We start from the raw sequence: 19,094 nt of genomic DNA, 5'->3' as shown, positions 1-19,094 counted from the left end.
CTATCAAGAGCTTTTTAATAAAAATAAACATTGGATAAATTGTGAAAATTCAATTACTACAATAGATTCTTTTCTAATTAAAAATTGGATAGAACGTTTGTATTTTGAAAGATTAGAGCAAAAAGCTAGCTATTTTCAAACCGTTTTAACCAATACAAATAACAATTGGGAAGCAACATTATTTGTGTTATTGGCTAAAAATTTTGGATTAAAAGTGAACTCAGAAGCATTTTTAAATATGGCCAATTCGTTTGATTTTTCAATTTTAAGAAAAGTATCATTCAGTAAAATACAATTAGAAGCCTTGTTATTTGGACAAAGTGGTTTGTTGTTAACTAGTGTTGAATCGGAATATTTTAAGAGGTTAAAAAAAGAATATGAGTATTTAAAAGTTAAGTTTAAATTGGTTGAACCTTTAAAAATGGAACTTCAATTTTTTAGACTTAGGCCAAATAATTTTCCAACCATTAGAATATCTCAGTTAGCAACGTTGTATTATACATATCAACAATTATTTTCAAAAATAATTGAAATAGAGAATGTTACCGAATTTTACAATGTGTTAACTAGTGCTACTTCTAGTTTTTGGGAAACGCATTATACTTTTAAAAAAGAATCTAAAAAAAGTATAAAAAAACTATCAAAAGGGTTTATAGATTTGTTGATTATTAATACCATTATTCCTTTAAAGTTTATGTATTTAAAAAGCTTAGGAACAACCGATTTTTCTACAGTAATTTCAATAATTGAACAAATTAAACCCGAAAAAAACACTATAATTTCTAAATTTAATCAGTTAAAAATAGAATGCAATAATGCTTTAGAAACCCAAGCATTATTGCAACTAAAAAATGAATATTGTAACAAACAGCGTTGTTTGCATTGTTCTATTGGTAAAGCTGTTTTAAATAAAGGTTAATGTTTTAAAGATTTTTCTCGGATGGCTTTAAATTCTGATTTTTCATTCCATTTAGGGTAACTAGATTCATTTGCTAATTTATATCCAATTTTAAAAAAGAGTTTGGCATCTTCAACTATTCCAGATAAATCTGCTGTAGTTGGGTTGTACTCATCAGATGGTTTGTGATAGGCATTTTCCCAATAATTATTAATTTGTGTTTGTGCCCATTCTTTACCTTTTGTTCTACTATCTTGCCAACCTTTTATAAATAAGGAGGGAATACCAACCTGAGCAAAACTAAAGTGATCAGATCTAAAATACATTCCATTTTCAGGCGACGATTCTTCAATTATATAGCGATCTTGCTCTTTAGCTGCTTCTTTCACATATAAATCTAATTCCGATTGTCCAAAGCCTGTAATAGTAACATCCTTCATTTTACCCATTGGTAATAACAATTCATAATTTAGGTTTGCAATTGTTTTTTCTGGAGGGAAAAGTCCATTTTGGGCGTAAAATTTAGAGCCAATTAAACCAGTCTCTTCGGCTGTTACAGAAATAAAAACTACAGATCGTTCTGGTTTTTTCTTTAATTTTGAAAATGCTTTAGCAGTTTCTAAAAAAGCGGCTAATGCAGTTCCGTTATCCATAGCTCCATTATAAATAGAATCTCCGTTTTGAACCGGGCCAATACCAAAATGATCCCAATGTGCACTATAAACAATACATTCATTAGGGTATTTTGATCCTTTAATAATTCCTACAACATTTTTACTGTTTTGAAATTTTAGTTGGGTTTTAATGGTTAAGTTTAAATTACAATTTAAGCTTATAGCATTAAAATTTGAAGTTTCAGCTTGTTTAGCAAGTGTTTCAAAGTTTAAGTCAGATTTTTCGAATAATTTTTTGGTTGCATCTTCTGTAATCCAACCTTCAAGCTTACATTTATTTTTATTACCGTTTTTAGTTTGTATAGAAATTCCAAAACCAGATGTGTTTGTTAATACTTGCCATCCGTAACCTGCAGGTTTTGTTGAGTGAATAACAAGAATACCTTTTGCACCTTGTCTGGCGGCTTCTTCATATTTATATGCCCATCGACCATAATATGTCATTGAATTTCCTCTAAACAATTTGTTGTTTTGAGTAGCAAAACCTGGGTCATTTACTAAAACCAGAACAATTTTATCTTTTACATTTATATTTTTATAATCATCCCAACCATATTCAGGTGCTACAATTCCATATCCAGCAAAAATAATTTCAGAATTTTTTATGGTAATTGAATCTTTAATGTGTGGAGTTTTAGCTATATAATCTTTTGTAAGTTCTAATGTTATATCTCCATTTTTGGTGTTTATAGTAATACTTTTATCTGGAGAATATTTTAGTTCAACAGCTGGTACATTTTGAAAATAGCTACCATTATAAGCACCTTCTATGCCCATTTTTTTAAAAGCATTTGCAATGTACTCAGTGGTTTTTTCTTCGCCAATTGTAAATGGTTTTCTTCCTTGAAATTCATCGGAAGACAAAGCAATAATGTGTTTTTCTAAATCTTTTGAATTAATTGAATTTTCAGCTTCTAAAACTTGATTTTGGTTTGTACAGCTACTGAAAATTATTAGTAAAAGTAAAATACTAATGTTTTTTAATGAAGTAAACATAAACTAATTTTTATTAAATATAGTGCTATCAAAAATACTATAAAATCATTACTTATTTAAGTGTTTTTAATAAAGTTAATTTGCTAATTTATAAGCTTAATTATAAAAGCTAATTATTAGTTGTGTACCAGTTTTTTAAACGTACATCAATAGATTTGTTTTCAGTGTTTACTAAATTTTTAAAGGCATTAACATCACTTAAGCCATCAGTACCTCTGTAATGATATGGATATACAATTTTTGGTTTAAATTCTAAAACTGCACTTGTAGCTTGTTCAATTGTCATAGTAAACGGTAAATTCATACAAATAAAAGCAATATCAATATTCTGTAGATTTCTCATTTCTGGAATATCTTCAGTATCTCCAGAGATATAAATTTGTTGGTTGTCAATAGTTAAAATATAGCCATTTCCTCTTCCTTTCGGATGCTTTTTACTTGGAGGGTTTTCAGGTAAATTATACATTGGTATTGCTTTTATAAAAAAATCTAACCTGTGTATTCCTTGTCCGTTTTCTAAAATAGTAATTTTAGACTTATATTTTTCTGAAATTTGATCAGCAACAGCTTTTGGAGTAATAAAAATTGCTTTGGACGTGTTAATAGAATCTAATGTTTTTTCATCTAAATGGTCTCCGTGTATATCTGTAATTAATACAATATCAGGTGCTTGTAAGTTTTTATAAGGAGTAAAACCCCCGTAAGGATCTACATAAATAGTTTTGTTGTTATATGTTAAAACCAAACTTCCGTGTACAATTGGCTGAATTTTTAATATACCATTTTGCGTTTTTATTTCATCAAAAGGTGTGTTTTGCGAAAAGCTAAAAGAGCTAATAAAAAGTAAAAGTATTCCTGAGATTATTTTAGTATTCATAAATTTTATTTAAAAAAAACGTTTTGTTAAATATACTATTAATTTTAATACTGCTACTTTTGTGCCACATTTTTTAAATATGAAAAAAACACTAAAGTTTCCGTCACCTTATTCGGTTTTATTTATTGCCATTATACTTAGCGCAATTGCAACTTGGTTCCTTCCTGCAGGGCATTACAATACTTTACTTTATGAGAGTTCTACCAATGAATTTATTATAAGTTCAGGAGAAAATGAGGAAAGAGTTGTGGCTTCTCAAGAACTATTAGATGCTTATAATATTGCTATATCTTTAGATAAATTTGAAGAAGGTAAAATTAAAAAACCTATTTCTATTCCTGGAACTTATAGTAAGGTGGATGCTAAGCCTCAAGGTTTTTTTGAAATTTTGTTTGCCCCAATAAAAGGAATTTATGAAGCTATTGATATTATATTGTTTGTTTTAATTATTGGCGGTTTTATTGGTGTTTTTAATAGTTCAGGAGCCTTTAATGATGGTGTTGGTTTTTTAGCGCATAGATTAAATGGAAAAGAAAATATTTTAATAATTATAGTAACAACACTTATTGCCATTGGTGGTACAACTTTTGGTTTGGCTGAAGAAACTTTGGCTTTTTATCCAATTTTGGTTCCTGTTTTTTTAGCAGCAGGTTACGATTTAATTGTTCCGGTTGCGGTAATTTATATTGGTTCATCTATTGGATCTATGGCATCAACTGTAAACCCATTTTCAACAATTATAGCTTCAGATGCTGCTGGTGTAAATTGGACAGTAGGTATTTACAGCAGACTAGCTTTACTGGTTTTAGGTTTGGCGGTTTGTATTTGGTTTGTTATAAGATATGCAAATAAAATTAAAAAAGACCCTACAAAATCGTTATTATACAATACAAAACTAAGCAGTCCTTTTGATTCAAATTTAAAAGTTTTACCACAATCATCTTTAAAATCAATTACAAAAGTGCTGTTAAGCTTATTTGCTTGTACTTTTATTGTTATGATTTATGGGGTTTCTGTTTTAGGTTGGTGGTTTGAGGAAATGACAGCATTGTTTTTAGTTGCAGCTATTTTAATTGGAATTTTGCAAAGAGTTGGGGAACAGAATTTTATTAAAGAATTTATAAATGGGGCAAAAGATTTATTAGGAGTATCATTTATTATTGGTATTGCCCGAGGTGTAACCTTTGTGCTAAATGAAGGACAAATTTCTGATACAATACTATTTTACGCTACTAATATTGTTGAAGGAATGCCTCCAGCGTTGTTTTTGCCAATTTTAATGATGGTGTTTTTTGTGTTAACCTTATTTATATCTTCATCATCTGGTTTGGCTTTAGTAACAATGCCTATAATGAGCTCTTTAGCACCAGTAGTGGGAGTTCCACCAGAGGAAATAGTAAACACATATTTATTTGGAATGGGATTAATGAGTTTTATTACCCCAACAGGTTTAATATTACCTTCGCTAGCAATGGTAAATGTAAATTATAATATTTGGTTAAAATTTATTTGGCCATTAATGTTAATATTGGCAATTTTATCATTTATAATTTTATGGGGTGGACTATTATTTTAAGTTTTAAAATAATCTTTCACCCAAGCAACTAGTTGGTTTTCTGTTAATTGATCCGATTTAAAAACACCTAATAGTTTTGGAGCTAGTAGCATATTGTTTTTAATTTCTTTTTTCAATATTTTTTTCATTTTTGATGGACCAAATATTACAAAAGAGTCGCAGTTGGTTAATTCTTTCAATAAATTTTTAATAAATTCATTGGTTTGAAACGCCTGTTTGTTTTCTCTATTTTTCTCATAGGTGATGTATTGGCCACCAAACCTTCCAAATTTTTTAGATTCACCTTCAACACGTTCTCTAAATTCTATATTAGATTCAATAGTTTTAATAGTGTGATTTCCGTTGGACAAATTAATAATAAAAGCTTGTTTAGAGTCTAACCATATTCCAATGTTTTTTTTCATAATTGAAAAGTTTTAAATTAATGAAACAAAGGGGTATTAAGTTTGATAGGATGATTACATAAAGTTACAAAAAAAAAAGGCTAAAAAGCAAAAGCTGCAATTTTTTTATTGCAGCTTTTACGAGTAATTAAATTGATTGAGCTTGAATATGTTTAAAAACAATATTTATTTTCGGCAATAACTTTTGCCGCAATTGTTTTTCTTAAAGCAATTGTATTAGGGTTATTTGTGTATTTTGTAAAACGTTTTAATCCCATTAATAACATGCGTTGTTCGTCTCCTTCAGCAAAATAAACAATAGCCTCTTTTCCCATAGTTGCAGATTTTTCAACTGCATTAAATAAGTTTAATTTAGCCATTGCAATTTGAATTTCAGCTTCTTTTTCAGAAGTTAATTTAGCTACTTTCTCAGCTTTTAAAATAGCAGATTCAGCCATATAAACTTCAATCATTACTTCAGCGGCAGACAATACTAATTGTTGATGGTTTTCTAAATCCATACCATAAGTTTGTACTGCTTTTCCTGCAATCATTAAAAAGGCTTTTTTTAATTTAGCAATCATTGCTTTTTCTTCTGATAAAATTTCGGAATAATCTGGCGTATCAAAAGATGGAATTCCTAATAAACTATTACCAACTTCCATTGCAGGGGTTAACAAATCAATTTCTCCTTTCATTGCTTTTTTAAGCAACATTCCCACGGTTAATAATCTATTAATTTCGTTGGTTCCTTCATAAATTCTTGTTATTCTGGCATCTCTCCACGCACTTTCCATTGGTGTATCTTTTGAGAATCCCATTCCTCCAAAAATCTGAATTCCTTCATCAGAAACAAATTGAGAAACTTCAGATCCAAATACTTTTATAATAGCACATTCAATAGCATATTCTTGAAAAGCAGCTAATTCTGCATCTTGATGAGATTTTCCAGCAGCTAATTCTGCATCAATCATATTTTGAATGTCTTTTGCAGCTCTGTAACAAGCAGCATCTAATGTAAAAGTTTTAGCACTCATATCTGCAAATTTCTTTTGAATTGCACCAAAACTTGAAATAAGTGTGTTAAATTGTTTACGTTCATTACCATATTTTACGGCTTCGGTAACAATTCTTCTACTAGCATCTAAACAAGCAGCACCTAATTTTATACGACCAACATTTAAAGAGTTCATAGCAATTTTAAAGCCTTTTCCTCTTTCTGAAAGCATATTTTCAATAGGAATTAAAGTATCATTAAAAAATACTTGACGGGTAGATGAAGAGTGGATTCCCAATTTTTTTTCTTCTTCACCTAACGTAACACCATTAGGGTTATTTTTATCGAATTCCATGATAAAAGCAGTGATATTTTTATCATCTTCAATTCTAGCAAAAACTATAAAAATCTCAGCAAATCCTGCGTTTGAAATCCACATTTTTTGTCCGTTAATTTTATAATGTTTTCCATCAGCAGTAAGTTCAGCAGTAGTTTTTCCAGAATTAGCATCGCTACCAGCTCCTGGTTCTGTTAAACAATATGCTCCAAATTTTTTGCCAGCAGTTAAAAATGGAATATATTTTTGCTTTTGTGCTTCAGTTCCATATAAAAAAATAGGCATTGTACCAATTCCAGTATGTGCTCCAAAAGCGGTTCCTAATGAACCAGTTGCTGATGATATATAATCAGTAACTAACATTGTTGATACAAATCCCATTCCTATTCCTCCATATTGTTCAGGAATTGACACACCTAAAAATCCCATTTCTCCAGCTTTACGCATTACTTCTTCGGTAAGTGCATAATCTTTATTTTCAAATCTCTCTTTATAAGGCCAAACTTCACGGTCTATAAATTCTATAACCGCGTCTTTCATCATTTTTTGTTCTTCATTAAATTCTTCAGATACAAAAATATCTGTTGCTTTAATTTCTTTTATTAGGAATTCTCCTCCTTTTATTGTTGCCATAATTTTTTTAGATTTTAGTAATTTATTTTAGTAATTCAAAAACACCTGCAGCACCTTGTCCGGTTCCAACACACATAGTTACAATACCATATTTGTTTTTTCTACGACGCATTTCGTTAAATAACTGTACAGAAAGTTTTGCTCCTGTACAACCTAATGGATGACCTAATGCAATTGCGCCACCATTAACATTTACAATTTCTTGATTAATGTTAAGCTCTCTCATGACTGCCAACGATTGTGAAGCAAAGGCTTCATTTAATTCAATTAAATTAATATCATTTAATGTAAGGTTAGCTTGTTTTAATGCTTTTGGGATTGCTTTTACAGGACCAATTCCCATAATGCGAGGTTCAACACCAACTGCAGCAAAGGAAACCATACGCGCAATTGGCTCAATGTTTAATTCTTTTACCATTTCTTCACTCATTACTAATAAAAATGCAGCGCCATCACTCATTTGACTCGAGTTTCCTGCAGTAACACTTCCATCTAAGGCAAAAACTGGACGTAATTTTGATAAAGCTTCAATTGAGGTTCCTTTACGTGGCCCTTCATCAGAAGAAACAGTATAATTTTTAGTTTGTTTTTTCCCGTTTTCATCTAAAAAAATGTTTTCAACGGTTATAGGAACAATATCATCATTAAATTTTCCTTCTTCTTGAGCTTTTAATGCTTTCATATGCGATTTAAAAGAAAATTCATCTTGATCTTCACGTGAAACTTTAAATTGTTTTGCTACTGCTTCGGCAGTTAATCCCATTCCCCAATAATAATCCTCATTCCCTTCTTTTGCTGTTTTGTAATTTGGAACTGGACGATATCCACCCATAGGAATGTAACTCATACTTTCAACGCCACCCGCAATAATACAATCTGCCATTCCAGATTGTATTTTAGCTACGGCAATACTTACGGTTTCTAATCCGGATGCGCAATATCTGTTTACGGTCATACCAGGAACATCTTCAACTTTTAATCCCATTAAAGAAATTAATCGTCCAATATTTAAACCTTGCTCGGCTTCTGGCATTGCATTTCCTACAATTACATCATCAATTCTATGTTTGTCTAGTTGTGGGAAATCTTTTAATAAATGTTCAATTGTTTCCGCAGCCAATTCATCAGGTCTTTTAAACCTAAATACACCTTTAGGTGCTTTACCAACTGCTGTTCTATATCCTTGTACTATATATGCTGTTTTCATGTGTTTTAGTTTCTTAAAGGTTTTCCAGTTTTTAACATATGCTCAATGCGTTCTAATGTTTTACGCTCGGTACATAAACTCATAAAAGCTTCACGTTCAAGATCTAATAAGTATTGTTCAGAAACATAAGTTGGTTCGGATAAATCTCCACCAGCCATTACATATCCTAATTTATTGGCTATTTTTTTATCGTGTTCTGAAGCGTAATGACCTTTTTGTAAACTATCTGTTCCAACTAAAAACATACCTAATGCTTGTTGACCATATACCAATACTTTTTTAGGTGTAGGTTGTGTGTAGCCATCTTCTAACATTTGAATAGCGTGACGTTTTGCAGTAGCTATTTGCCTGTCTTTATTAACTACAACAATATCTTTATGTTCTTTAAAGAAACCTAAATCATAAGCTTCATGTGCAGAAGTTGCAACTTTTGCCATTGCTACATTAATAAAGTAATCTCTTAATTTATTTAATTTAACATCATCTTTTAATAAACCTTCGGAAGCTCTTAAAGCCATTTCTTTTGAACCAGCACCACCAGGAATAATTCCAACACCAAATTCTACCAAACCAATATAAGTTTCAGCAGCAGCAATTACTTTATCGGCATGCATACTCATTTCACAAGCACCACCAAAAGTATATCCGTGAGGCGCAATAATAGTAGGACAAGAAGAGTAGCGTAAACGCATTACCGTATCTTGAAAATATTTTACAGAGAAATTAAGTTCATCATATTCTTGTTCAACAGCCATCATAAATGCCATGGCTAAATTTGCTCCAACAGAGAAATTAGCAGCTTGATTTCCTAAAATAACAGCATTGTATTCGGTTTCAGCTAAATCAATACCTTTATTTATAGCTTGTAAAACTTCACCACCTAATGTGTTCATTTTAGATTGGAATTCTACGTTTAAAACTCCGTCTCCTAAATGTTGTATAGATGCTCCTGCATTTGACCAAATAGTTTTGGCTTCGCGAATATTATCAAGAATTATAAAACTATCTTGACCAGGAATTTTTTCTTGTTTTTTTGATGGAACTGCATAATAATATTTAGCTCCTTCTTTAATAGTATAGAATGATTTATTTCCACTAGCAACCATTTCGGTTACCCAATTAGCAACTGGAATATTTTCGGCTTGCATTAATTCAATTCCAGCCTCTACACCAACAGCATCCCAAATTTGGAAAGGACCATGTTCCCAACCAAAACCAGCTTTCATAGCATCATCTAATCTATATAATTCATCTGAAATTTCAGGAATTCTATTCTGAACATAGCCAAACATAGCTGCAAAATTCTTTCTGTAAAACTCTCCAGCTTTATCTTTGCCTTTCACTAAAACTTTAAAACGATCAATAACCTTATCAATGGTTTTAGTCATTTCTAAAGTAGCAAATTTGGCTCTTTTATTTGGGCGATATTCTAAGGTGTCTAAATCTAAAGAAAGTATATTTTTTTTACCATCTTCAACAACCATTTTGTAAAATCCTTGTTTGGTTTTACTTCCTAGCCATTTATTTTCCATCATTTTATTGATGAATGTTGGCAATTTAAAAAGCTCGTGAGCTTCATCATTTGGACAATTTTGATAAATACCATTGGCAACGTGAACCAATGTATCTAATCCAACAACATCAACAGTTCTAAAAGTGGCAGATTTAGGGCGACCAATAACTGGGCCAGTTAATTTATCAACTTCTTCAACAGTTAAACCTAATTCTTTAACTTGGTGGAATAAACTCATTATTCCAAAAATCCCAACTCTATTTCCAATAAAAGCAGGTGTGTCTTTGGCTAAAACCGAAGTTTTTCCTAAAAACTTTTCGCCATACATCATTAAAAAGTCGGTAACTTCTTGTTTACAATTTGGACCTGGAACTACTTCAAATAGTTTTAAATAACGTGGCGGATTAAAAAAGTGAGTTACAGCAAAATGTTGCTGAAAATCTTCACTTCTTCCTTCATTCATATATTTAATTGGAATACCAGATGTGTTAGAAGTAATTAAAGTTCCTGGTTTTCTATGTTTTTCAATTTTTTCGAAAACTGATTTTTTTATATCTAAACGTTCAATTACTACTTCAATAATCCAATCTACATCTTTTATTTTGTGTAAATCGTCTTCAAGGTTTCCAGTAGAAATTCTTTCAGCAAATTTCTGGTTGTAAATAGGTGATGGTTTCGATTTTAAAGAGGCTGATAAACTATCGTTTACCAATCTGTTTCTAACCATTTTGTTTTCTAGTGTTAGTCCTTTTGCTTTTTCAGCGTCATTTAATTCGCGCGGAATAATATCGAGCAATAGAACTTCAACACCAATATTAGCAAAATGGCAGGCAATTCCGGATCCCATAATTCCAGAACCAATTACTGCTACTTTTTTTATTGGTTTTTTCATGTTTTTGAATTTTATATAGTTGGTTTTTGTATTAAAAGATAGCTTTGTTAGCTATTAATTTATTTATAGTTTCGTTTACTTCAAAAAAGCATTTTATTTTTTCTTCAGAAATATTTTTTCGAACAGTTTCATTAAATAATATCACATGCTCTTTTGAAATTTTTCTCTTTTCAAGTCCAAAAGGTGTTAATTTTATTAAAACACCTCTACCATCATCGGGGTTTTTTTCTCTATAAATTGCTCCTTTTTCTTCCATACTTTTTAATAGTCTGGAAAGACTTGTAGGCTCCATTCCCATTGATGGTCCAAGTGAAGTAGAAGGTGTTCCATGTTCTTTATCTATATTTAATAACACAAATGCCATAGCCATAGAACTATTGTGTTTTATAGCTTGTTCATTGTACATTTTAGCCACAGTTTGCCATGTTGCTCTAAGCACATGGTCAATAGTTTTTTCCTTTTGCATTTATCAAATATATAAAAAATATACTATGCGTGCATAATAAAATATAAAAAAATACTTTTTATTAATGTTTGGTTATTATAAAAAAAAGAGATAAGTTTAAAACAGAAATTCTAATCAACTTAAATATGGCAACAAAAGAACTTTTAGGTAAAATTATAATACAAGAGAATATTGATACTGTAAATGAAAATAAAATACCAAAAACATTTGTTATTAATGTTCCAGATCCGTATAAAAATTACTATGGTAGATTTACAGAAGTTGAAAAACCAAATTCTATAATTTTTGTTACCAAAACTCCAAATTCTTTTGAAAAAATTTTAAGAGTTACTACAAAAATTAATAAAGAACATCGTTTAAAATTAGATGGTGCCAAATGTGAAATTACTATTGGCGATAGAAAACTAAATGGTGTTAGGGTTAAAGGTATAAATAGATATCATGAAATTGTAACCGTTCAAGAATATTATGCTAAGGAAGGTTATGATTTTGCAAAAAGTGAAAAATTTGAGGATGTTGAAGCTTTAATTAGAATAAATAGATTTTTTAGAATTGAAAAATTAGAAAAAGGCATTTATAAATCTAAAAATGAAAGTGATGTTTTTTATGTTGAGGTTCCGAGATATATGAGTTGGGAAGAATTTAAACGTTTAACCTACGAGGTAAAACACAATGTATCTGATTCTAGATATGATATTGCTAAAGGTATATTTTATACTAAAGGAGGTATTGTAGAGATGTTACGTATTGTAAAACCAAAAGCAACAGTAGAGTTATTAAAAACTATTCAAAGCAAATACATAGAAAGACTTCTATAATTTTATTAAAAACTTGACTTAATTCTAATAAAATAAATTTATTTTCGTTGGCAAAATAATATTTATAAGATGGAAAATATTTTAACGGTTGAAAATGTTTGTAAAAGTTATGGGAGTTTTACGGCTTTAAACAACGTTTCAATTTCGGTTCCTAAAGGAAGTGTATTTGGATTACTTGGTCCAAATGGAGCCGGGAAAACCTCGTTAATTAGAATTATAAATCAAATTACTTTACCAGATTCTGGTACCATTTTATTAGATGGTGAAGTTTTACAACCACATCACGTTCATCAAATAGGTTATTTGCCAGAAGAAAGAGGTTTGTACAAAAGTATGAAGGTTGGTGAACAAGCTTTGTATTTAGCACAATTAAAAGGTTTGTCTGAAGCTGAAGCCAAGAAAAAACTTAAATATTGGTTTGAAAAATTTGGTATTTCAGATTGGTGGAATAAAAAAATACAAGAACTTTCTAAAGGAATGGCGCAAAAAGTACAATTTATTGTTACGGTATTGCACAGTCCTAAATTGTTAATTTTTGACGAACCTTTTAGTGGATTTGATCCAATAAATGCAAATTTAATAAAAGATGAAATTTTAAAATTGCGCGATGAAGGAGCAAGCATTATTTTTTCTACTCATAGAATGGAATCTGTAGAGGAGTTGTGCGATTATATAGCTTTAATTAATAAATCGAACAAAATTATTGATGGTAAGTTACACGAAATTAAACAGCAATTTAAAACCAATCAATTTGAAGTTGGTTTAATTTCTAATACTAAAGAAAGTTTGATTAATGATATTTCTTCAAAATTTAGGATAGATATAAATAAAAACATTTCAATTGAAAATGAATTACGTTTGGTGATAGGATTAAATACAAATGAAACTTCAAAAGATTTAATTCAATTTTTAAATGATAAAGCACAAATCAATCATTTTACTGAAATAATTCCAAGTGCAAATGATATCTTTTTAAAAGCCGTAGCAAACAATGGGTAAATTAAAATTAATAATAAAAAGAGAATTTTTTGCAAAAGTAAAAAACAAGTCGTTTATAGTAATGACCATTTTAAGTCCGCTTTTAATGGTAGGTTTTATTTCATTAATTATTTTTTTAAATGTAAAAAATAGTGAAGAGGTGAGAACCATTGCTTATGTAGATAATTCTGAATTATTAGATTCAGTATTTATAAATACTTCTTCAATAAAATATATAAATTTAACAGCTTTAGGGATTGATGAAGCTAGAACGCAAGCGAAAAAATCGTATTACGGAGTGTTGTATATTCCTAAAATGGATAGTTTAAATGCTATTTCAAAAGGCATTTCATTTTATTCGGAAGATGCGCCAAGTTTAAGTTTATTAGGTGATATTGAAAGTAAATTAGAAAAGAAAATAAGAGATTTAAAAATAGAACAATTAAATGTTGATGTTGCTCAAATTAAAGCCACAGAAACAACGGTAGATATTACAACTGAAAATTTTACAGGTGTAAAATCTTCAAAAATTGGAAGTATTTTAAGAATGTTTGCCGGTGGAGGTTTTGGCTATTTAATTTTTATGTTCATCATAATTTACGGAACTTCGGTAATGCGCAGTGTTATTGAAGAAAAAACGAGTAGAATTATTGAGGTTATTATTTCATCAGTAAAACCATTTCAATTAATGCTAGGTAAAATTATTGGAAATGCCTTAGCAGGAATTTTACAATTTATAATTTGGATGATTTCAGCTGGATTTTTATTGTATGTTGTAACCTTATTATTTGGTCCGGAAGCTTCAAGCTCAGGAAATGCATTGGGGCAAATAAACCCAGAAATGGCACAACAAGTTCAAGGAGCATCCGTAAATCAATTACATGAAATTTTAGAAGAAATTAAAAATTTACCGGTTCTTACCTTGTTCTTTGGTTTTATTTTTTACTTTTTAGGAGGCTACTTAATTTACAGCTCTATTTATGCTGCAATTGGTGCGGCTGTTGATAGTGAAACCGATACGCAACAATTTATGATGCCAGTTTTAATGCCTTTAATGATAGCAATTTACGTAGGTTTTTCGGTAATTGAAAATCCACATGGGCCAATTGCTTTAGGCTTTTCTTTATTTCCATTAACATCGCCAATAGTTATGTTAATGCGCATTCCGTTTGGAGTTCCTTGGTGGCAAATAGCTTTATCTATGGCATTATTATTGGTTACATTTGTAGGAATTGTTTGGTTTGCTGCAAAAATTTATCGTGTGGGAATATTAATGTATGGTAAAAAACCAAGTTATAAAGAATTGTATAAATGGTTAAAATATTAAAAAAATTATATGAAAAGTAAAATTTTAATAATTGAAGATGAAGCTGCAATACGAAGAGTTTTATCAAAAATAATTTCAGAAGAAAACGAAAACTATATTGTTGAAGAAGCAGAAGATGGTTTAATTGGAATTGATATGATTACAAAATCTGATTACGATTTGGTTTTATGTGATATAAAAATGCCAAAAATGGATGGTGTTGAGGTTTTAGAGCGTGTAAAAGTGTTGAAACCTGAAATTCCAATGGTAATGATTTCTGGTCACGGTGATTTAGATACAGCCGTAAATACAATGCGTTTAGGTGCTTTTGACTATATTTCTAAACCGCCAGATTTAAATCGCTTGCTAAATACAGTTAGAAATGCCTTAGATAGAAAGGAACTAGTTGTTGAAAATAAATTACTTAAAAAGAAAGTAAGTAAAAAGTATGAGATGATTGGTGAAAGTGATGCCATTGCTCATATTAAAAGTATGATAGAAAAAGTAGCTCCAACCGATGCTCGTGTTTTAATAACTGGACCAAACGGTACAGGAAAAGAACTAGTTGCACATTGGCTGCATGAAAAAAGTGAACGCACTAAAGCGCCAATGATTGAAGTAAATTGCGCGGCAATTCCATCAGAATTAATAGAAAGCGAATTGTTTGGTCATGTAAAAGGATCGTTTACTGGAGCTAATAAAGATAGAGCCGGAAAATTTGAAGCTGCAAATGGAGGTACTATTTTTTTAGATGAAATTGGAGATATGAGTCTTTCAGCTCAAGCAAAAGTATTAAGAGCTTTACAAGAAAATAGGATAGCTAGAGTTGGAAGTGATAAAGATATTAAGGTTGATGTTAGAGTAATTGCAGCAACCAATAAAGATTTGCAAAAAGAAATTGCAGACGGAAAATTTAGAGAAGATTTATATCACAGATTAGCAGTTATTTTAATTGATGTTCCGGCATTAAATAATAGGAGAGAAGACATTCCTTTATTAATTGATTTTTTTGCAAATCAAATTGCACAAGAACAAGGAACAGTTGTAAAAAAATTCTCGGAGGAAGCCGTTAAATTATTACAAGAATACGATTGGACAGGAAATATTAGAGAATTGCGCAACGTGGTTGAGCGATTGATTATTTTAGGGGAGAAAGAAGTCTCCGAAAATGATATTAAACTATTTGCAAGTAAATAATAAATACAAAAAAAAGGAGATGAATTTCATCTCCTTTTTTTTGTATAAGTCTGTTTTATAACGATTTATTATTTAGAATAATTTATTATAAATTTTTCTTATGATAAGATAAGAAAATTGGATTGAAAATCCATAAAATCTTCTTGCCTCGGTACTATATTTGCATCAGATAAAAAAATATTAACAATTAAAAATATAAATAAAATGGCAACAGCAGTTGGAAAAAAATTCCCAGATTTAAATGTAGACGCAATGAATGACATGGGAGATACATTTAAATTGAATGTATTAGAAGAAGCAGTACACAACAAAAAGAAAGTATTGTTATTTTGGTATCCAAAAGATTTTACATTTGTTTGTCCAACAGAATTACACGCATTTCAAGAAGCTTTAGGAGAGTTTGAAAAAAGAAATACAATTGTAATTGGTGCATCTTGTGATACTCCTGAAGTACATTTTGCATGGTTAAATACATCTAAAGATAACGGTGGAATTGAAGGTGTTACATACCCAATTTTAGCAGATAGCAACCGTAACTTATCTAGCAGATTAGGAATTTTAGATATTATTAATGAAACTTACAATGAAGAAACTGGTACAGTTGAGGTTGAAGGTGATAATGTAACGTACAGAGCTACTTATTTAATTGATGAAGAAGGAACGGTTTTTCATGAAGGAATAAACCATATGCCAGTAGGTAGAAATGTAAAAGAGTTTATGCGTTTAATTGATGCTTATGCGCACGTTCAAAGTCACGGAGAAGTTTGTCCTGCAAACTGGGAAGAGGGAAAAGATGCTATGAAAGCAGATAGAAAAGGAACCGCAGAATATTTAGCTTCTCACTAAAAAAAAAGTACTATGTTTCAAGAATTAGCAGATGATAATTTAGCACAATTAGTGCAAGAAAATAAAACAGTAGTTGTGCAATATGCGGCAACCTGGTGTGGAAATTGTAGAATTATGAAACCAAAATTTAAAAAATTGGCTTCAGAAAATGAAGATACAGTATTTGTAATTGCTGATGCTGAAAAATTTCCAGAATCAAGAAAGTTAGCAAATGTGGATAATTTACCAACTTTTGCAACTTTTAAAAGTGGCGTATTTGTAAACCAAGTACAAACAAATAAGTTTGAAGTATTAAAAGATTTAGTTGATGAAGTTACCAATAATTAAACACCTAACTAATTTTATCGAAGAAAACGATCAAGATTATGTTTTGGAAACTATAGAAACCTTAGAAGCTTTAACAGAAGTTTCTTCTTTAAAAGATGAAGAGTTAGATGTAATTGGTGAATTAATTTCTAACATGTATGGAGCATTGGAAGTTGATAAAATGATAAAAGAAGGAATGCCTCAAAAAGAAGCTTTAAATACATTTATGAAACGTGTTTTAGGATCTATAGATACTTAAAAAAATAAATACTACTATTAAAATCACTACTAATTAAATCAAAAAAAATCCCGAATTATTTCGGGATTTTTTGATTTATGTTGTTGTTTGAATTTCTGTCCATTATACTACTAAACTCCGGCATTTGGGCAAATATTTTTGGATGAATTGGTTTTGAAAGATCGATTTTTGTTTTTATCAGGCCATTTTCATTAAAAATGTCAAAAATCAATTCAGAACAATAAATTTTATTTTTATCGAAATTGTTAAACTCATAGTCAAATGCAACTTTTTTATTTTTAAATCTATTTAAACTTCTATTTAAATTATAATTATCTTTTGTATTCAATCTTAAAATTCGATAATAATTTACATTACTTAAATCTATAAATTGTTGAAAATGATCAAATCTAATTCCGTTTTCTTTTGTGCCATCAGGAGTTGAATGTAACACATATATTTCATTGTTCTTTTTTAATATTAAACCAATGTGAGAATAACTATATCTAGTAAAATTAAATAAATTTAATAATTTACTTTGTAAAGATTGTCCACTAGTTAAAATTAAATCAAATTGTTGAATATTAATTTTGTCATTCTCATTAACAATAATTTTTTCTTCTTGATATAAAAAAAGGAATGCAATTAATAGAATGCCTATTGTAATATATTTAATTTGTTTTTTCAATTAACTTACTGTCCAAAAAATAACCAATTATAAAACCTACAAAAGCAAAAATAAAAACACCCAAAAATACATTTCCAATTAAATCCTTTTGATTTATAATATCTCCAAAATTTCTAATATAGCCACCAAGCCCTCCAATTTTTTCTTGAACCATTTCAGGTTGAAAATAATAACTTAAAGGTATCCCTAAAACTCCTCCAATAATTGTTAATATTACTTTTTTCATAAATTTTAAAATATTAGTTATCCTACTCCAAAATTCAGTTGGCTTTTCGGATTGTTCCCAACATATTTATTTCTTAATCGCCTAATCTACCGGTTTTCTCTTCATTTAACCAGCTTGTTCCTTTATGGATGTTTCCGTTATTATCTATTCTACCGGTTTTCTCTTCATTAAACCAATTGGACCCTTTATGTAAAGAGCCATCTTTGTTTATTCTGCCAACTTTTTCCTCATTAAAATAGTTGGAACCTTTAAAAATTGTTCCATCGTCAGAAATTCTACCAATTTTTTCTTCATTAAAGAAATTTGTTCCACTATAAATATTTCCTTCCTCATCAACTCTGCCTTTAAGTTCCTCATTAAACCAGTTAGAACCTGAGTATATTTTTTTTCCATGAGTACCTATGGTTTCAAAAGTATTTTGTTGTTTTTGAGAGTTATATGTATTTGTTTCTGTTACTAAGGTTTTACTAGTACTATTATCTGAATTGAATATTATTTTTAGAATAAAGTATACTACAGCTATACTAAAAGCTAACATTAATAGAAACGCAAATGAATAAATGATTAATAAAAACCAAGAAATAGTTAAATAAAGAATAGCGGATGTTCTAACTCCATTTTTTAACCCGCGATGTGAAAAACCATCTGTCCAATCACTAAATTTAACAATTAACCATACTATTGGATAAATTATAAATTTATTAAATTTTCCGTTTTTTGTTTTTGTATTTGCTAGAGAATTTCTAAACCACAATTCAATTCGTTCTGTTATATCATTAATTTTATTGTGATTAATTATAGCAATTATAGCTCCAATAAATATTGGGACTAGAAGTATTAGAATAATTTGAGTTTGGTTATTCATTAGTACAGTTAAGTTTATTTAATAGATATTTGAGTTTATTTCTTTTTGATGATATAATTTGTAATTAGCTGTAATTAAGTGTTGTTCACCTTTAATAGTTATCTCAGAATCTATTATAGATTGTAAATCTTGATTTATATTTTTTGAAGGTGGAAACGGTACAACTTTATATTGCAT

Annotated in this window: 19 protein-coding genes; 9 read left to right on the top strand and 10 right to left on the bottom strand. The window is 29.6% G+C overall.

Annotation, left to right across the window (positions count from 1 at the left end; genetic code table 11):
• Window positions 1-919 (top strand): DUF2851 family protein (locus ABY298_RS08545; protein ID WP_372745605.1); only part of this gene is annotated, 919 nt, incomplete at its 5' end.
• Here ABY298_RS08545 and ABY298_RS08540 read toward each other — a convergent pair.
• Window positions 916-2,568, bottom strand: a complete 1,653-nt coding sequence (locus ABY298_RS08540; RefSeq protein WP_372745604.1) for a M20/M25/M40 family metallo-hydrolase — start codon at window positions 2,566-2,568, stop codon at window positions 916-918. The two genes, ABY298_RS08545 and ABY298_RS08540, sit on opposite strands and share 4 nt — an antisense overlap.
• Before the next feature lie 109 nt (window positions 2,569-2,677).
• Entirely contained in the window at window positions 2,678-3,445 is a 768-nt protein-coding gene (locus ABY298_RS08535) for an MBL fold metallo-hydrolase (protein ID WP_372745603.1), read from the bottom strand.
• A 79-nt stretch (window positions 3,446-3,524) separates the two neighbouring features.
• On the opposite strand from ABY298_RS08535, the gene ABY298_RS08530 reads away from it, so the two are divergent.
• A complete protein-coding gene (locus ABY298_RS08530) occupies window positions 3,525-5,021 on the top strand; it encodes a YfcC family protein (RefSeq protein WP_372745602.1) in 1,497 nt (498 codons plus the stop codon).
• On the opposite strand, the gene ABY298_RS08525 is transcribed toward ABY298_RS08530, so the two are convergent.
• The 5 genes from ABY298_RS08525 to ABY298_RS08505 form a co-directional block, all read right to left on the bottom strand.
• Entirely contained in the window at window positions 5,018-5,425 is a 408-nt protein-coding gene (locus ABY298_RS08525; protein WP_372745601.1) for a hypothetical protein, read from the bottom strand. The genes ABY298_RS08530 and ABY298_RS08525 overlap by 4 nt on opposite strands.
• A gap of 152 nt (window positions 5,426-5,577) precedes the next feature.
• Window positions 5,578-7,371 carry an acyl-CoA dehydrogenase family protein gene (locus ABY298_RS08520; RefSeq protein ID WP_372745600.1) on the bottom strand — a complete coding sequence of 598 codons (1,794 nt, stop codon included), beginning with the start codon at window positions 7,369-7,371 and terminating at the stop codon, window positions 5,578-5,580.
• Window positions 7,372-7,393: 22 nt separating this feature from the next.
• The gene (locus tag ABY298_RS08515) at window positions 7,394-8,578 is read right to left on the bottom strand and encodes an acetyl-CoA C-acyltransferase (protein WP_372745598.1); all 1,185 of its coding nucleotides are present in this window, start codon (window positions 8,576-8,578) and stop codon (window positions 7,394-7,396) included.
• Between the two features lie 5 nt (window positions 8,579-8,583).
• The gene (locus tag ABY298_RS08510; RefSeq protein WP_372745597.1) at window positions 8,584-10,983 is read right to left on the bottom strand and encodes a 3-hydroxyacyl-CoA dehydrogenase/enoyl-CoA hydratase family protein; all 2,400 of its coding nucleotides are present in this window, start codon (window positions 10,981-10,983) and stop codon (window positions 8,584-8,586) included.
• 31 nt (window positions 10,984-11,014) lie between these two features.
• Window positions 11,015-11,449 (bottom strand): MarR family winged helix-turn-helix transcriptional regulator, encoded by a 435-nt coding sequence (locus ABY298_RS08505; protein ID WP_372745596.1) that lies wholly within the window; start codon window positions 11,447-11,449, stop codon window positions 11,015-11,017.
• Between the two features lie 125 nt (window positions 11,450-11,574).
• Here ABY298_RS08505 and ABY298_RS08500 point away from each other — a divergent pair, with 125 nt between their 5' ends.
• The 7 genes from ABY298_RS08500 (at window position 11,575) to ABY298_RS08470 (ending at window position 17,159) form a co-directional block, all read left to right on the top strand.
• Window positions 11,575-12,267 carry a hypothetical protein gene (locus tag ABY298_RS08500; RefSeq protein ID WP_372745595.1) on the top strand — a complete coding sequence of 231 codons (693 nt, stop codon included), beginning with the start codon at window positions 11,575-11,577 and terminating at the stop codon, window positions 12,265-12,267.
• Between the two features lie 69 nt (window positions 12,268-12,336).
• Window positions 12,337-13,266, top strand: coding sequence for an ABC transporter ATP-binding protein (locus ABY298_RS08495; RefSeq protein ID WP_372745594.1), 930 nt, complete (start codon window positions 12,337-12,339; stop codon window positions 13,264-13,266).
• Window positions 13,259-14,572 carry an ABC transporter permease gene (locus tag ABY298_RS08490; protein ID WP_372745593.1) on the top strand — a complete coding sequence of 438 codons (1,314 nt, stop codon included), beginning with the start codon at window positions 13,259-13,261 and terminating at the stop codon, window positions 14,570-14,572. The genes ABY298_RS08495 and ABY298_RS08490 overlap by 8 nt, the downstream gene beginning before the upstream one ends.
• Before the next feature lie 9 nt (window positions 14,573-14,581).
• Window positions 14,582-15,748 (top strand): sigma-54-dependent transcriptional regulator, encoded by a 1,167-nt coding sequence (locus ABY298_RS08485; protein ID WP_372745592.1) that lies wholly within the window; start codon window positions 14,582-14,584, stop codon window positions 15,746-15,748.
• A gap of 204 nt (window positions 15,749-15,952) precedes the next feature.
• Window positions 15,953-16,594 carry a peroxiredoxin gene (locus ABY298_RS08480; protein ID WP_372745591.1) on the top strand — a complete coding sequence of 214 codons (642 nt, stop codon included), beginning with the start codon at window positions 15,953-15,955 and terminating at the stop codon, window positions 16,592-16,594.
• A gap of 12 nt (window positions 16,595-16,606) precedes the next feature.
• Entirely contained in the window at window positions 16,607-16,921 is a 315-nt protein-coding gene (locus ABY298_RS08475) for a thioredoxin family protein (RefSeq protein ID WP_372745590.1), read from the top strand.
• Window positions 16,902-17,159 carry a hypothetical protein gene (locus ABY298_RS08470; protein ID WP_372745589.1) on the top strand — a complete coding sequence of 86 codons (258 nt, stop codon included), beginning with the start codon at window positions 16,902-16,904 and terminating at the stop codon, window positions 17,157-17,159. Before ABY298_RS08475 ends, ABY298_RS08470 begins: the two co-directional genes overlap by 20 nt.
• A 55-nt stretch (window positions 17,160-17,214) precedes the next feature.
• Here ABY298_RS08470 and ABY298_RS08465 read toward each other — a convergent pair whose 3' ends face one another.
• The 3 genes from ABY298_RS08465 to ABY298_RS08455 all read right to left on the bottom strand — a co-directional run bounded on the left by ABY298_RS08465 (window position 17,215) and on the right by ABY298_RS08455 (window position 18,917).
• Window positions 17,215-17,826 carry a YiiX/YebB-like N1pC/P60 family cysteine hydrolase gene (locus ABY298_RS08465; protein WP_372745588.1) on the bottom strand — a complete coding sequence of 204 codons (612 nt, stop codon included), beginning with the start codon at window positions 17,824-17,826 and terminating at the stop codon, window positions 17,215-17,217.
• Window positions 17,810-18,052: a hypothetical protein gene (locus tag ABY298_RS08460; protein ID WP_372745587.1), complete on the bottom strand. Its 243-nt coding sequence runs from the start codon at window positions 18,050-18,052 to the stop codon at window positions 17,810-17,812. The genes ABY298_RS08465 and ABY298_RS08460 overlap by 17 nt, the downstream gene beginning before the upstream one ends.
• A 73-nt stretch (window positions 18,053-18,125) precedes the next feature.
• The gene (locus tag ABY298_RS08455) at window positions 18,126-18,917 is read right to left on the bottom strand and encodes a hypothetical protein (RefSeq protein WP_372745586.1); all 792 of its coding nucleotides are present in this window, start codon (window positions 18,915-18,917) and stop codon (window positions 18,126-18,128) included.
• Window positions 18,918-19,094 lie beyond the last annotated feature (177 nt).

This window comes from Lutibacter sp. (assembly GCF_041596795.1).
In the GTDB taxonomy this organism is placed as follows: Bacteria; Bacteroidota; Bacteroidia; order Flavobacteriales; family Flavobacteriaceae; genus Lutibacter.
This window is presented reverse-complemented; position numbering and strand designations above follow the sequence as displayed.